The organism is Nocardioides sp. Root682, from assembly GCF_001427795.1.
Lineage (GTDB): Bacteria > Actinomycetota > Actinomycetes > Propionibacteriales > Nocardioidaceae > Nocardioides.
In genome coordinates this window covers 108,446-122,732 of the sequence record NZ_LMHJ01000004.1, presented here as the reverse complement: position 1 = coordinate 122,732, position 14,287 = coordinate 108,446, and the positions used below count along the sequence as shown (strand labels likewise).

The 14,287-nt window shown below is 65.7% G+C and carries 13 protein-coding genes; 6 read left to right on the top strand and 7 right to left on the bottom strand.

The genetic code is table 11. The features are described 5' to 3' along the window. Positions 1 to 17 precede the first annotated feature (17 nt). From ASD84_RS21365 to ASD84_RS21345, 5 genes are read right to left on the bottom strand one after another with little or no spacing between them, the layout of a single operon-like run. Entirely contained in the window at positions 18 to 788 is a 771-nt protein-coding gene (locus tag ASD84_RS21365) for an SDR family NAD(P)-dependent oxidoreductase (protein WP_056715324.1), read from the bottom strand. Then, entirely contained in the window at positions 785 to 2,332 is a 1,548-nt protein-coding gene (locus tag ASD84_RS21360; RefSeq protein ID WP_156392150.1) for a phenylacetate--CoA ligase family protein, read from the bottom strand. The genes ASD84_RS21365 and ASD84_RS21360 overlap by 4 nt, the downstream gene beginning before the upstream one ends. Further along, entirely contained in the window at positions 2,320 to 3,351 is a 1,032-nt protein-coding gene (locus ASD84_RS21355; RefSeq protein ID WP_056715316.1) for an LLM class F420-dependent oxidoreductase, read from the bottom strand. Before ASD84_RS21355 ends, ASD84_RS21360 begins: the two co-directional genes overlap by 13 nt. A gap of 13 nt (positions 3,352 to 3,364) precedes the next feature. After that, entirely contained in the window at positions 3,365 to 4,159 is a 795-nt protein-coding gene (locus ASD84_RS21350; RefSeq protein WP_056715312.1) for an SDR family NAD(P)-dependent oxidoreductase, read from the bottom strand. A gap of 31 nt (positions 4,160 to 4,190) precedes the next feature. Beyond that, positions 4,191 to 4,958, bottom strand: coding sequence for an SDR family NAD(P)-dependent oxidoreductase (locus ASD84_RS21345; RefSeq protein ID WP_056715311.1), 768 nt, complete (start codon positions 4,956 to 4,958; stop codon positions 4,191 to 4,193). A gap of 134 nt (positions 4,959 to 5,092) precedes the next feature. On the opposite strand from ASD84_RS21345, the gene ASD84_RS21340 reads away from it, so the two are divergent. The 5 genes from ASD84_RS21340 (at position 5,093) to ASD84_RS21320 (ending at position 12,385) form a co-directional block, all read left to right on the top strand. Continuing rightward, entirely contained in the window at positions 5,093 to 5,923 is an 831-nt protein-coding gene (locus tag ASD84_RS21340; protein ID WP_056715307.1) for an NAD(P)-binding domain-containing protein, read from the top strand. Next, positions 5,920 to 7,935 carry an FAD-dependent oxidoreductase gene (locus ASD84_RS21335; RefSeq protein ID WP_056715305.1) on the top strand — a complete coding sequence of 672 codons (2,016 nt, stop codon included), beginning with the start codon at positions 5,920 to 5,922 and terminating at the stop codon, positions 7,933 to 7,935. The genes ASD84_RS21340 and ASD84_RS21335 overlap by 4 nt, the downstream gene beginning before the upstream one ends. 2 nt (positions 7,936 to 7,937) lie before the next feature. Then, positions 7,938 to 8,732, top strand: a complete 795-nt coding sequence (locus tag ASD84_RS21330) for an NAD(P)-dependent oxidoreductase (RefSeq protein ID WP_056715302.1) — start codon at positions 7,938 to 7,940, stop codon at positions 8,730 to 8,732. Between the two features lie 647 nt (positions 8,733 to 9,379). Next, a complete protein-coding gene (mobF, locus tag ASD84_RS21325) occupies positions 9,380 to 12,076 on the top strand; it encodes a MobF family relaxase (protein ID WP_056715300.1) in 2,697 nt (898 codons plus the stop codon). 96 nt (positions 12,077 to 12,172) lie between these two features. After that, positions 12,173 to 12,385, top strand: a complete 213-nt coding sequence (locus tag ASD84_RS21320) for a hypothetical protein (RefSeq protein WP_056715298.1) — start codon at positions 12,173 to 12,175, stop codon at positions 12,383 to 12,385. Positions 12,386 to 12,420: 35 nt separating this feature from the next. Here the strand turns inward: ASD84_RS21320 and ASD84_RS21315 are convergent, their stop codons facing one another. Both ASD84_RS21315 and ASD84_RS21310 read right to left on the bottom strand, forming a co-directional pair. After that, on the bottom strand, positions 12,421 to 13,074 hold the full coding sequence (locus ASD84_RS21315) for a nuclease-related domain-containing protein (protein ID WP_162251576.1): 654 nt from the start codon (positions 13,072 to 13,074) through the stop codon (positions 12,421 to 12,423). A 202-nt stretch (positions 13,075 to 13,276) separates the two neighbouring features. After that, positions 13,277 to 13,669 carry a hypothetical protein gene (locus ASD84_RS21310; protein ID WP_156392149.1) on the bottom strand — a complete coding sequence of 131 codons (393 nt, stop codon included), beginning with the start codon at positions 13,667 to 13,669 and terminating at the stop codon, positions 13,277 to 13,279. Between the two features lie 73 nt (positions 13,670 to 13,742). Between ASD84_RS21310 and ASD84_RS21305 the strand changes: the two genes are divergently transcribed. Continuing rightward, positions 13,743 to 14,123 (top strand): hypothetical protein, encoded by a 381-nt coding sequence (locus tag ASD84_RS21305; RefSeq protein ID WP_156392147.1) that lies wholly within the window; start codon positions 13,743 to 13,745, stop codon positions 14,121 to 14,123. Positions 14,124 to 14,287 lie beyond the last annotated feature (164 nt).

The following is a 14,287-nucleotide window of genomic DNA, read 5'->3' as shown; positions in this document are numbered from 1 at the left end:
GCGGAAGCACCGATCGATCAGGTCACCGACATGCCGCCGTCAACGACGATCGTCTGACCGGTGGTGAAACCAGAGGCCGGTGCTGCGAGCCACACCGCGGTGGCAGCAAGCTCCATGGGATGCCCCACGCGATCGACCAGGAGTCGGGGCATGAGGGTGTTCGCGACGTACTCGTCCGAGTAGGTCTCTGTCATCTCGCTGTCAAAGAAACCGGGAGCGAGCGCGTTGACACGGATCCCCTTGCGTCGTCCCCACTGTTGGGCCAAGTCGCGCGTCAGGCCGCTGAGGGCTGCCTTGCTGGAGGAGTACGCCGCCTGCGGGAGACCCGCTGTCGTCACGGCCAAGACGCTTGAGATGTTGATGATCGAGCTCCCGGGCAGCATCACGCGGCCACATGCCTGAGCCATCCAGTACGAGCCGTTGAGGTTCACCTCGATCACGGACCGGAATTGTTCGGGCGTCTCCCGGGTCGCCGGGATGGCGTGCGCGATCCCTGCGTTGTTGATGAGTACGTCGACGCGCCCGAACTCATCCATGGCGCGTGCCACGAGGCGGTCGCACTGCTCGGGCACCGACACGTCCGTCTCGACGGTGAGAGCGCGGCGGCCGTGTGCCCGCACCGCTTCGGCGGTCTTGCTCAACCGATCGGCTCGACGTGCGCCGAGGACGACGTCCGACCCGGCCTCCGCGAATGTTTCGGCGAAGCTCGCACCAAGCCCCGATGAGGCCCCGGTCACGACCGTGACCCGGCCGGCCATCGAGAACCAACCAGCGAGGGCGGTCGTCATCGCAGATCCACGAGACGCTTGACCTTGCCCTCGCCACCGAGACCAGTGAACGGTGCGAGCGAGCCGGCCGGCACGATCTCGACGTCAACGGCCACACCGAACAGGACCTTCAGGCGGCTGACCATGTCAGCGTGCAATGCCTTCTCGTCGACGTTCCGCTTGGCCTCGACCTTGACCGTCATTCGCTCGCGGGCGCTGATGCCCGAACCAACGCTGTCGACGACGCAGACGAACTCACCGGTGGACCGCTCGTCGCCTTGGACAGTGTCCTGGGCGGCCCGCGGATAGACACTGGTCGCGCGCAGCTTCACCATCTCGTCGCTGCGCCCCAAAAACCCAGAGAGCTTCGTGGTCCGCGCGCCGCACCCGCAGAGACTTCGCGACTCACGCCGCATCAGGTCCTTCAGGTCGTAGCGAATGATCGGCGGGACCGACCGGTGCAGGCTGGTCACCACGATGTTGCCGGCACCGCCGTCGGCGAGAGGTTTCGACGTCTCCCGGTCGACGATCTCCAGCAGCGCTGTGTCGTCGTTGACGTGCAGCCCGTTCTGCAGACGGCACTCGTAGCCAACGAGACCGACCTCGTGGGTGCCGTAGTTGTCATAGACCGGAGCGCCCCAGGCGTCCTCGAGGAGTCGCCGGAGGTGTCCGTCCGTGTCGACCCCGAGATACGTGTGGATGAAGCGAGTCGAAAGGTCGCGCCGCAGGTCGATGTCGTTGGCAGCCGCCGTCTCAGCCAGGATCTTCAAGTACTCACCGAAGGCGACCCAACCAGCGGTCCCCCACTCTTTGGCCAGTTCGAGCTGGCGGACGGAACTGGTGACCGCCCCGGAACCCGTCGTCAGCGGCACGAGCCCGCTCCAGTGCATCGCTGCAGTGGAGGCGCACCATGCCGTGTTCGCCAAACTGTTCGTCAAGGTGATCTGCAGGACATCACCGACCTCCCCACCCTGAGCGACAAAGGCTCGGGCGTACTGGATCGCTTGGACCTCCCACGCCACGGGGTCGAAGAGTGTGGGCCGCGGCAGGCCCGAAGTTCCACCACTCGACTGAATCTTCAGCGGCGTCGCCATGTTCTGGAGCGCGAAGTTCTGGTGATCACCGAACGGTGGGTTCGCCTGGGTGGAGTGCTTGATGTCCTCACTGGTGAAGGTGGGAATCTTCTCCAGGTCGTCCAACCCCCGGATGTCGCCTGGCTCCAGACCAGCAGACCGCCAGCGCTCGGCATAGAACGGCACGTCCCAGGCCTCCGTGACACGCTGGAGGAACCGAGTCTCCTGCAGCGCACGCAGCTCCTCGTCAGACCGCCCGGCCATCGCAACGTCGAAGTGCGGCGGCGGGGGGTAGTCCTCTACCAGCTTCTCCCAGTCGATGCTGGACCAGTAGTACGGGATCGCCTTGGTGTTCATCCGGGCTGTTCTCCTCGAACTGATTGCGTGGTCAATTTTTTGACCATAGGGTCGATTGTCGCTGGCCCGAAGGCTTCCGTCAACCCGCAGTGCCGATGAGGTCGTCGGCGGCTTCCCAAAGGTCACGCGAGCCACTCCTTGAGTTGCGCGACCACTGCGGGCGCGTCTTCGGTGACCGGGTCCACTTGCAGGTCCGTGACGCCAGAGTCGCGGAAGTTCACGATGCGCTCCTTCACCTGCGTCGCGCTGCCCACGAGGTTGCACATCTCGAGGAGCGCACGCGGAACGGCCGCCTCGGCGTCACGCTTGCGGCCCTCGAGGTACAACTTCTGAATAGTGGCCGCCTCGGCCTCGAAGCCGTACCGGCTGACTAGCTGTGCGTAGAAGTTCTGGCTCCGGGCACCCATTCCACCGATGTAGAGGGCGTACGTCGGGCGGAGCCGGTCGAGCACGTCGCCGACGTCATCGCCGATGGCCACCATGCCCCCGGCGACGATGCGAAGCGGACCGAGGTCAGACGAGCGGCTCGCGCTGCCGGCCGCAAGGGCTGCGCCCCACTGGTCCGCTGCCCTCTCGGGCGCGTAGAGGAAGGGAAGCCAGCCGTCGGCGAGCTCGGCCGCGAGTTGGACGTTCTTCTCGCCGAGGGCAGCCAAGAAGATCGGCACGGCCGAGCGCTCGGGTTGGTTGATCAGTTTCAGCGGCTTGCCCAACCCCCTGCCCGAATGAGACGGGAGCGGAACGTCGAAGACCTCGCCGCTGAACTGCAGAGTCTCGCGCCGCAGGATCGATCGGACGATCGCGATCACGTCGCGGGTCCGGGCGAGCGGCTTGGCGTAAGGCAGGCCATGCCAGCCCTCGATCACCTGAGGCCCTGAAGAGCCGAGTCCCAGAAGGGCACGGCCACCACTGACGTTGTCCAGACCGGCAGCTGTCTGCGCCAGTGCGCTGGGGCTGCGCGAATAGATGTTCAGGATTGCCGAGCCGATCTCGACGGTCGACGTCTTCGCAGCCAGGTACCCCATGAGGGTGGGCGAGTCGAAGCCGTAGCCCTCGGCCACCCACACTGTGTCGAGGCCTGCGCTCTCGAGTTCCTTCACCTGATCCGCAGCCGTTCGCGGATTGCCCGCATAGGGCAGCGTCATCGAAAGCTTCACGGCATCCTTCCCCCTATCGCGGGACGTCGGTCAGGGTCGGCACGTGGGTGTAGACCGAATCGATGAATCCGCCGTCGACGGTCAGTGTCTGGCCCGTTATGTAGGCCGCGCTCGAACCGGCCAGGAATGCCGTCGCCTTGCCCATGTCCTCCGGCGTGCCGATCCGGCGCATGGGCACGACCTCCTTACGTGCTGCGTGTACGTCCTCGTCGGTGTAGGCCGATTGCGTCAGGTGGGTCTCGACCATGCCGGGAGCCACCGCGTTCACGCGCACCCCGTAGGCGGCCCATTCGAGGGCCATCTGGCGGACCAACATCTCGAGAGCCGCCTTGCTGGGGGGGTAGGCCCCGGCTCCGGGAGCAGGCGTTCCGCCGGTGATCGACGACACCGCCACAACCGAACCCTGCGATTGCCTCAGGGCTGGCAAAAGACGCTGGGATATCAGCAGGGTGGGCCGGAGATTGGCGGCGAACAACAGGTCCCAGTCCTCCACAGCAAGGCTCGCCAATGGCCCAGGACGCATCGCCCCCGCGTTCGACACGAAAACTGACATGCCGCCGCAAAACTCCAAAGCGCTGTCTGCGAGCTCCCTGCAGGCCGCGGGCTCGGTGAGATCCGCGGCAAAGTGGCGGACCCCCACCCCCAGGTCATCGATGTCCCGCAACAGGTTCCGGGGCACGCCCCTCCTGCCTGACGTCGACAGCGCGATCGCCCCGCCGCCGTCGGCGGCCGCCAATCGCGCCAGTTCGCGCGCGATGCCACCGCCGATGCCGTCGTCGCTAGCGCCCGTCACGAGTGCCTTGATCATCTACATCCTCCGAAGGGTGTTCTTCGCGCAGTCAGGGAAGAAGTGGGTAGCCGCCGGAGACCTTGAGGGTCTCGCCGGTGACGAACGACGCCCGGTCCGAGCACAGGAACCGGATCGCCTCGACGACGTCGGCAGGCAGGCCGCGACGCTGCAACACCTGCCGCGTGTCGACGAAGTCGTCGAACGTCGAACGATCCAGCGCGTGTACGGCGTTGTCGGTGGCGATCAGGCCTGGCGCGACGGCGTTGACGCGAATTCCGTCGGCTGCCAACTCTTGCGCGAATGCGACGGTGAGACCACGGACCGCCAGTTTCGTCACTCCGTAGATCCCGTACGAGGCCACTCCATAGGAGGCGATCGACGACAGATTGACGACTGTGCCCCCGGCGGCAGCCAACAGCCGGCGTGAAGCCAGCGTGCCGTGGACGACACCTAGGACGTTGACGTCGACGGCAGCACGAAGCTGCTCAGTGGTCAGGGCCGCGATCGGCTGGCTGTACGTGGACAGGTGCAGCCCGGCATTGTTGATCAGGTGGTCGAGGCGACCGAACGTCCTCTCGACGAGGGTGATTGCCGCCTCGAAGGCGTCGGGGTCGGCCACGTCCAGTCCGACCGACATCGCACTGCCAGGTGCGTGCTCGTTAAGCGCGGCCGCCACACGCACTGCAGCGCGTTCGTCGATGTCGGTGACGACGACGCGGACACCATCGCCCACGAACGAGCTGGCCAACGCTTCGCCTAGCCCGGCGCCGGCGCCTGTGATCAGGGCGACCGGTTGTTCGCTGAGATTCGATGCCATGCCTGGACCTTAGGGACACTTCAACCCTTTGGTCAACTATTTGACTTAACGGTCAGGACCTTTGTAGGGTCCGTCACACCGCTATCTGAGCGACACCTTCCAGCCCGTTACGGGCGAATGCGAACGGGGATGGCATGAGTCATCGCGACAAGACAGTCGTCATCGGCCTAGGCCCGATGGGCGGCGCGATCGCTGCCCGTCTCGCCGATCAGGCCTGGGACGTGATCGGTCTCGACCTCGATGCCAGCCGGGTCGCAGAGTGGGGCCGAACCGCTGTGCGTCCCGCGACGTCCGACATCGACGCCGTGCCGTGGAGCCGGGTCAGCCGGATCGTGGTCGCGCTCCGGACGTTTCCCCAGGTCTCGGCCGTGCTGGCGGACGACCGAGTGTCGACGGCTCTGAATTCCGGGGCGAGCGGCTACATCATTACGACGCTCGCTCCATCGGACGCACGCGCCCTCCTCGCACGCGAAGCTGGACGACGTCTGTTTGAGGTGCCCGTTTCCGGTGGAGTCCCTCGAGCGCGACGGGGCGATCTCACAGGCTTGGTTGCCGGTCCACCGTTGGAGCCTGCGGATGAAGAGTTCCTGCGGGACGTGTTCGCCCAGACGTTCTGGTTTGACGAGGTTGGCCAGCCGTCCATGGTCAAACTCATCAACAACAGCCTCGCTGCCTACCACCTACTAGGTGCGGCGGTCGCTGTCCGCGCTGCACACGAGCAGGGGATCGACGCCCAGCTTGCACACCGCATCATCGCCACGTCGTCTGGTTCGAGCCTGACCGGCGACGTACTCCCAGACCTCACGTCAAACGACGCCGAGCTGTTGTTGAAGGACGTCCGTCTCCTCACGACCGAGCTGGGCCACTCGCCTTTCGAAGGTGCCACCTTCGACAGCCTCACTGACCGTTTCGCGGTCACCCATGAACTGCTTCGGCTAGCTGACAGGAAAGGAACCCGATCGTGATTGAGCACTGGCAGGACGACCTGCAGCTCCCGCGACTGATGAGCCCGGTTCGGATTGGCACTCGCGAAATCAAGAACCGCATCGTGTCCCCACCGCACGGCACCTACTTCGGCGTGAATGGGATGGTCTCTGAGAAGCAACTGTCCTACTACGCGGAGAAGGCCGCGGGTGGCGTGGGCATGATCGTCGTCGGCAGCGTCGCAGCCTGGGATCGGTCGAAGGCCAGCGGGGGCCAGAACTATGGATTCTCCCCTGAGGCCGTCGAAGGTCACCGACAGCTGGCTGGGGTGGTGCAGCCGCACGGCGCCTTGCTGCTCGCGCAACTTTGGGACGGCGGACGGCAGGGTTCCTCGCGCGCCAGCCACCTGCCCCTGTTGTCAGCCTCGGCGCTGCCTGATCCACGGGTGCGCGAGATCCCCAAGGAACTCGAGGCGGACGAGATTGAGGAAATGGTCAGCAGCTTCGCGCGATCGGCGGCTCTTCTGGAGGAGGCGGGCTGGGACGGCGTAGAAGTTCTCGCGGCTCAGGGCTATGGACTCGCTCAGTTCCTGTCACCCCAAATGAACGATCGCCAGGACGCGTGGGGCGGTTCTCACGAGAATCGGGTACGCGTCGTTTCTGACATCGTGCAGCGGATCCGCACGGTGGTCTCGCCTGAGTTCCTGGTTGGCGTACGGATCAACGGCGACGACATGATCGCGGGTGGTGCGGGTCCCGACGATGCCGTCGTGATCGCCCGGCTGCTGGAGGGCACCGGCTGCGTCGATTACCTCAACGTGAGTGGCGCGAGCAACGAGTCCTTCCCGTTGTGGATCGCCGACATGGGGCACAAGCCGGGCCTCTTCGTTGATGCCGCCCGTCAGATCAAGCAGGCGGTGTCGATCCCGGTGATGGTCGCCACCAGGATCAAGGATCCGCTCCTGGCCGAGTCGCTGTTGGAGGACGGGACCGTCGACCTCGTCGGCATGAATCGAGCACTCATCGCCGACCCTACGATGCCCAAGAAGATCCAGTCGGGCCTGCTCAGCCAAGTGCGTCCGTGCCTCAGCTGCAACCAGGGCTGCATCTCCAGCACCGGCAACGGCCTTCCTCTCGAATGCACGGTCAACCCGACGGTCGGGCGCGAGAACTCGGTGGTGCGAACGAGCGTCGCCGGACTGCGAGTCGGTGTTGTGGGCGGCGGTCCTGCGGGCCTTCAGGCGGCCGTGTCCGCGGCCGAGCGCGGGGCCACCGTCGTCCTCTTCGAGTCGCGGCCCACTGTCGGTGGACAGATCGCGATGGCCGCGCGGTGCACCAGCCGGCGCGAGCTCGGCCTGATCGTCGAGCACCTCAGCCGACGCCTGTTTGAGTTGGGTGTCGATGTACGGACGGGCGTGACCGCGACGTCCGATGACTTGAACGACTTCGACGCCGTCGTCCTCGCCACCGGATCGCGTCCGTGGCGTACCGGGTTCAGCACAGCCGAGCCAGGCGTACGTGCGCTACCAGGTCACGACCTGAGCCACGTCGTCACCGCCTGGGAGGTCTTCGACAGGCTCGACACCATCGGCACCCGCGTCCTCGTCGCTGAGGACGACACTCAGGGTCAGGCCACGACGGCGGCCGAGTATCTCGCCGAGCACGGTCGGGAGGTCACGATCGTGAGCCGGTCCACCTCGATCGGGCTGTGGAGCGCGGTCAACCAAGACTTCCTCTACACCCGATTGCGAAACGCTGGAGTCGAACTGCTGCCGCACACGTGGGTCTCACGCATCGGCGAGAAGTCCGTGGAAGGCCACGATGCCTTTTCGCATGCCCCGGTCCCGCTCGGTGAGTTCGACACGGTCGTCCTCGCCACGGGCGCAGAGGTAGAGGACACACTCTTCCGTCAGTTGGCAGGCGATCCTCGCGTCGTACGAATCGGGGACTGCCTCGCACCACGCCGGCTCGACAACGCCGTCTGGGACGGCTTCACGGCCGCGCAGCAGTTAACGGCTCGTGTTCGCAGCGAGTCGACTGGGGCAAAGTCGTGAGAGTGGGATTCATCGGCCTCGGCGAGATCGGCGGGCCGATGGCAGCAAACATGCTGGCTCGGGGCCATTCCGTCGACGTCTACGCTCGCCGTTCCGAGGTCGCCGAACATTACGACACCCTTGGCGCTGGCATCGTGGACTGCGCTACCGAAGTCGGCAGAGACGCCGAGGTAGTCATGCTCTGCGTCTACACCGATGAACAGATACAAGCCATCGCGCTGGACGATCCGGCATTCTTGGCGTCTCTGCGCCCGGGGTCCGTGCTGGTCATCCACACCACGGGCCGCCCCGAAACCGCTCGTCGTCTTGCCGCTGCGGCCACTCCACTTGGGATCAGCGTCCTCGACGCGCCAGTCAGCGGCAGCGTCGCCGACGTCACCGAGTCCCACATCACGCTCTTGGTGGGTGGAACCGAAGACGCTCTTGAGTGCGCCCGGCCTGCGATGTCCTGTTACGCGGATCCCATCATCCACATGGGACCTGTCGGCAACGGTCAGGCCGCCAAGCTGGTCAACAATGCGCTCTTGGGCGTGAACGTCCAACTGTTACGAGACGCCGAGCGCATTGCAGAGGCATTGGGATTGGCCCCGGGTTCCTTGGCACCTGCCCTGGTGCACGCCAGTGGCGGCACACATGTGGCACAAGTGGCGGCCGACATGGATTCCGTGGAGAAGATGACCGAGTTTCTCCGGCCCTTCCTGCGCAAGGACGTCGCCGTCGTCCGAGAGATCGCCGCAGAGATGAGCGTCGACCTCGGCCTTCTCGACGCCGTCTTGTCGCGCAGCGATCCATTCTGACCAAGAACGGCCTATCTCGGCCTGGACTGCTGAGCATGACGAGGACGAACGTGACGCATAGAGCAGACGAGTTTGATGGCCCTGACGGGTGGTCAGAACTCTTCTTCATCGACCTTCGTTCAGTCATGCAGTTGCTCCGATGGGACAGTCGTTTCGTTACGCCTTGGCCGGAAACCACCTACCGAACCCACGGCCCTCCTGCTGAGAGCCCTCACTGACGGTTCTGGTCCCAATCCGGAGAACAGCCGCGGTCCACGCTCCTCTGCGTCCCCCGGAAGCCCGCGAACTTCAAGTGCCACACACCTCCTGCATCTCCGGCCAGGCTGTTCTGCGGAACCCTCGGAAGTCCGCAGCATCTCTGCGCAACCCGGGAAGTGATTGCGCTTTCCCACGCGGTGCCGCGCATCCTCGTCGGCCGGGACCGCACCCGCCGCGGTCGCACACGACATCACCGCCGAAGTCTCACCGTCGTCATCACTCCCGAGCCCCGATGACGACGGTTGACGGACTCTGACGAGCCCGAAAATCCTCTCCCCACAAGGGCATCCGAAGCCTCGAAACCCAGCGGCACGCATGCTACGAAGTTCGTAGATGGTCCGTCCCCCCGGGGGACGGACCGCTGTCATTTCAGGGGTCTTTGACGAGACGTGACGGGCGGTGACGAGCACATCATGCACGGTGGCGTGAAGTTCTACCGCGGCTCAGCAGCCGCCGCACGTTCGTATGTAGAAGCCGACCACTCACGGGCTGATGACTACTACCTCGCCGAAGGAAGCGGTGTCGCCGAGCACTACACCGTCAACGTCCGTGACGACGGAACTGTCATCGATCGGAGACCTGACCTCGACGGACCGGCGTACGAAAAGTGGGTCGCCGGGTACGACGTCACCACCGGATCCGTGAAGGGTCGGTTGCGCGACGACGACCGCGCGCTTCGGTTTGTCGAGGTCGTCGTCAACGGACCCAAGACCTGGTCGCTCGCCGCGGCGCTGCATCCCGAACTCGCAACTGCTTACGAAGTCGCACAAACCCGTGCAGCCGAGGAGGTCATCGGGTGGGTCGCAGAGCACGCGACCACACGCATCGGTCCGCGCGGTCGACAGGTCCAGGTGCCCGTCGAAAGAGTCGAGGCCGCTGTCGTGCGGCACTACACCTCGCGTGCCGGTGACCCGCACCGTCACCTGCACGTCCAGATCAACGCACGCGTGCACGCAGCCGGTGCGTGGCGTGGCCTTCACTCGGTCGGCGTTGTTGACTCGATCGAGGCGCTCAACGGAATCGGTCACGCCGCCGTCACGTGCGACCCGGAGTTCCGCACGGCGCTCGCCGAACATGGCTACACCTTGAACGAATTGGGTGAGGTCAACGAGCTTGTACCGTTCGCGGGTCGGTTCAGCCAACGCACCTCCCAGATCAACCGAAACGTCGACCGCTACGAAGCCAAGTGGCGCACCGAGCACCCCGGCGAGGAACCGGGGCCGAAGCTCCGACGCTCGTGGGACCGGCGCGCGTGGGCTGAGGCACGACCGGACAAGGTCGTACCCGCCGACGGCGCCGACCTCATTGCTCGATGGAACGGTGAACTGCACGACCTCGGCTTCCGTCCACCGACAGAACCCGTCGAGGTTCACTCGACCGCTATCGGTCGATTGCGTCGCGACGCGGTCGTCGGCCTCGTCCTCGCCCGGCTCGGTGCGAAGCGCTCGGCCTGGAACGCCGCCGACATCCGCGGCGAAGTCGAGAAGATCATCCCCGCGGTCGGCATCATCGCCGACCGAGCAGTGCGCACGGAAATTGCAGAGGACCTCACTGCACGAGCAGTGTCCTCGTGTCGCCCGTTGCGCGAACGCGGCGACGTTCCGGACCACATCAGGAACCTCACCTCCGACCGCGTCCTCGACGTCGAGGCGAAGCTGGTCGACTCCATCGCCACCCGTGCACTGCAACCAATCGCGCCCGCCGCTCTTCGCGGTGGCGAGCTGGATGCCGCGCAACGCGAGGTCGTGAGTGCGCTCGCCGGCCGAGCCGGCGTACTGGTCATCGAAGGCGCCGCCGGGACCGGCAAGACCACCACCCTCGCCGCCGCGCACCATGCGCTCAGGTTCCAGGACCGTCGCCTCGTCGTCGTCACACCGACTCTCAAAGCCGCCCAGGCCGCGCGACAGCAGGTCGGCACCGACGCGTTCTCCGCAGCGTGGCTCATTCACCAACACGGCTTCCGTTGGGACGAGGACGGCCACTGGTCGCGTGTCGACGTTGCCCGCGAACAGATCAACTCCGCAGCCCGGCTCGCTCCCGGTGACGTCCTGCTCGTCGACGAAGCCGGGATGCTCGACCAGGACACCGCTCGCGCGCTCTTCGCGATCGCCGACCACGCGGGCGCAACCGTGGCGCTCCTCGGGGACCGCCACCAACTGCCCGCCGTCGGTCGCGGCGGCGTACTGGATCTCGCCGCCAGGTGGGCGCCACCCGAAGCCCACCTCGAACTCGAGTCCGTGCACCGCTTCGTCGCCCCCGAGTACGCAGAACTCAGCCTGAAGATGCGCGAAGGTGATCACGCGGCCGACGTCTTCGACTCCCTTCTCGAACGCGGATTGATCACCATCCACGCCACCGACGTTGAACGCACCGCGGCCCTCGCGGACATTGGCGCACGCGGCGATGAACTAGTCGTCGCCGACACCCGCGAACAAGTCGCCGCCCTCAATACCGCCATCCGCGACCACCGCCGGCGTGCTGGTGAGCCGGCTGGTGACCGCGCTGGTGAGCGACCTGGTGAGCCGGTCACGCGTCGTGGTGAGCGGATCGGACTTGGTGATCGTGTCGCGACTCGTCGCAATGACCGCGACCTCGGCGTCGCCAATCGCGACACCTGGACCGTCGCCGGCATTGGAGACGACGGAAGCCTCTACGTCACTGGTCGCGCCGGCCCACGAGAACTGCCCGCCGCCTACGTCGGGGAACACGTTGAGCTCGCCTTCGCCTCCACCGTCTATGGCGCCCAGGGCGAGACCGTCGACTCCGCCCACCTCGTCGTCGGCGAAACAACCGGAGCAGCAGCCGCTTACGTCGCCATGACCCGCGGCCGCCACAGCAACATCGCCCACCTCGTCGCCGACACCATCGACGAGGCACGTCAGCAGTGGGTCGCCGTGTTCGTCCGCGACCGCGCCGACCTCGGCCCAGCACACGCAGCCACTCGCGTCGACGAAGACATCGACCGCTACGGCACACGTCTCCCCGACGAGTCCTGGATCCCGGAGTCGAGACGCCTCAGACATCAGCGATCCGGGAATCGACCGGCAGCCAGTGCTCCGCAACGCGCGCGCGGCGTCGGCCGATGACCAACTTGTACGAACCGTGATCGCTGCGAACCGCAAATCTCACATAGGTGACTAAGAGCAGCCGACGCCAGTCCGCGCCAACCCAAGGAGTCATCAATGAGCATCAAGCCGCTGGGCGTACCCGACGACTGGGACGACAACCACATCCTCATGTTCGAGGAGTTCTGCGCCTTCATCCGCACCCCGCAACGCACCGTCCGCGAATGGCGCCGCCTCAGGCGCGGACCGCGATGGTGGCGGTTCAACGGCAACGGCCGCCTCTACACAACCGTCGCCGAACTGCGCCGCTTCTTGAGGGCAGGCGACTGAGATCACGACCACGGTCGGGTCTCCTTCGGGCGAACTCAACGCCGGCCGGGCGCCCGCTCCTGCGCGGCCTTGAACGCTGTCGCCCTGTAGTCCTTCAGCTGCTCCAGCACGTCGCGTGCGGCCTCACTCGGCACCGAAGGTCCACCAAGCTGCCGAAGCCACGGAACGAGCTTGCGGCCGTCGACGAAGTGCACCCCGTCCACCTCATGGCCGTCCGGCACGGTCTGTCTCACAGCGCCCCACAGCACCACGACAGAGACAACCGTGACGGGCTGCGCAGACGCACGGTGCTTGACCCCGCGCTCCGACTTGAGCAACGTCCGAGCCAGCCCTTGTGCTCGCGCACCAGCGCGCTTGGCGGATGCGGTCATCTCTGCGATCGACCTCGCATCGACGGCACTTCGCCATTTCGAGTCCAGTACGACGATGCCCCCGGACCGCGTGACGACGACATGGTCGAGGTCCCCGTCCCGCAGGGTGATGCTGTCGACCCACCCCCAGATGACCCGTCGCCGCTTCGCCTTCTGCAACTCCGAGCGGGTGTTCTCCTCTCCCCACGCACCCCTGAGCTGCCACACGGCGGTGCCCTCGTGGGCCAAAAAGGCCGAGTTGCACAGGTGCAACGCCGCTGCAGCGAGGCCGGCGTGGAGGAATCCCAGGAGGTACCACCGGCCAGGCAAGTCAGACATGGACAGCGGGACTGTGATGAGGGCTGCCATGAGGGTGAACCCGACGGCAAGGAACCCGACGACGTCCCAGTTTCGGCGAAGCCAACTGGCGCGCAGGCGCCTGAGCTCCCGGCGCGGAAACGGCTGGAACGAGCGCAAGCGGACCTCCTTGACGGCCACCGTCATTCAAGACCCATCACTCGGCTCCTGTTCACCGAATCTGTCAGGTTCCGAGGCGACGCCACTCAGCTTGTTCAGCCGCCACCTGATGCGCGGCGCACAGAACTTCGGCCAGCCCATGGATCGTTCGGATCTCCCCGTGACCACCACAGACCTCGCACGCAGCACTCGCTCGTCGCGACGCCACATCAATGAGCGCGCTGAACTGGGCGGCCAGGTCAGGTTCCGACGGCTTGGCGTCGAACACCAAGACCCCGTCCACCCTGCCGACGCGAAACAAGTCATAGGCCGGATCCAACTCTGCGAGCTGTCGATCAAGTTCGCCAATCAGTGGGAACCACCCTTCGCTACAACCGAGGACATGCCCCGTCGCGGCCATGCGTGCGAGTACCGACTTCGCATCATGCTCTTCACTTCCCCGAGATGCATCTTCCATATATGGAAGATAAGCCGCGATAAGGCCTTCTTGCGGTTATCCACAGGGCTGGAGTCGGCCTATGTTTTGACGCGTGCCGAAACCGCCGTCAACGATGCCCCGCGACCTACTGGAGCATCCTGCGCTCTTCGGCCGCCCGACGGACGTGATCTGGATCGAGCCCACGACTCCCGCGGGGTACGCGACCATGCGAGCCGCCGAACTTCAGCACCACTTCGTGGTCGAGCTGACTGCGCGGCTCGAGCGGGCCGAGCGCCCCAAGTCATGGCTCGAGGAGCAATCCGGAATCGCGCCAGGCCGCCTCAGCAAACTTCTCCGCGGCTATGCGCAACTGACCCTGCGCGACGTCGCCGCACTCGAAGGTGTCCTCGGGCTCGCCCTCACCTCACCCGACCTTCCGCGACACACCATCAGCAGTGCGGAGCTCAAGGCACGATTCGCCTACGGGCAGTAGTGGCGGAAAGACGCGCTTGCGTTATGCCCAGGAAGCGCAGCGCGGTCTCTGCACCCGGCTCCAGGTTGTGGCCGAAGAGTCGCTCGCGATCGCGATGTTGCTGTCGATCAGAACAGCACGCTCACAGGTTTCCCGAATGCGCCCGACCTCGCTGCAGTACTACC

Excerpts from the sequence above, each read along its gene's own strand:
- ASD84_RS21365 (WP_056715324.1), bottom strand. The coding sequence starts at position 788 with ATGACGACCGCCCTCGCTGGTTGGTTCTCGATGGCCGGCCGGGTCACG.
- ASD84_RS21350 (WP_056715312.1), bottom strand. The coding sequence starts at position 4,159 with ATGATCAAGGCACTCGTGACGGGCGCTAGCGACGACGGCATCGGCGGT.
- ASD84_RS21345 (WP_056715311.1), bottom strand. The coding sequence starts at position 4,958 with ATGGCATCGAATCTCAGCGAACAACCGGTCGCCCTGATCACAGGCGCC.
- ASD84_RS21340 (WP_056715307.1), top strand. The coding sequence starts at position 5,093 with ATGAGTCATCGCGACAAGACAGTCGTCATCGGCCTAGGCCCGATGGGC.
- ASD84_RS21320 (WP_056715298.1), top strand. The coding sequence starts at position 12,173 with ATGAGCATCAAGCCGCTGGGCGTACCCGACGACTGGGACGACAACCAC.
- ASD84_RS21315 (WP_162251576.1), bottom strand. The coding sequence starts at position 13,074 with ATGTCTGACTTGCCTGGCCGGTGGTACCTCCTGGGATTCCTCCACGCC.
- ASD84_RS21310 (WP_156392149.1), bottom strand. The coding sequence starts at position 13,669 with ATGGAAGATGCATCTCGGGGAAGTGAAGAGCATGATGCGAAGTCGGTA.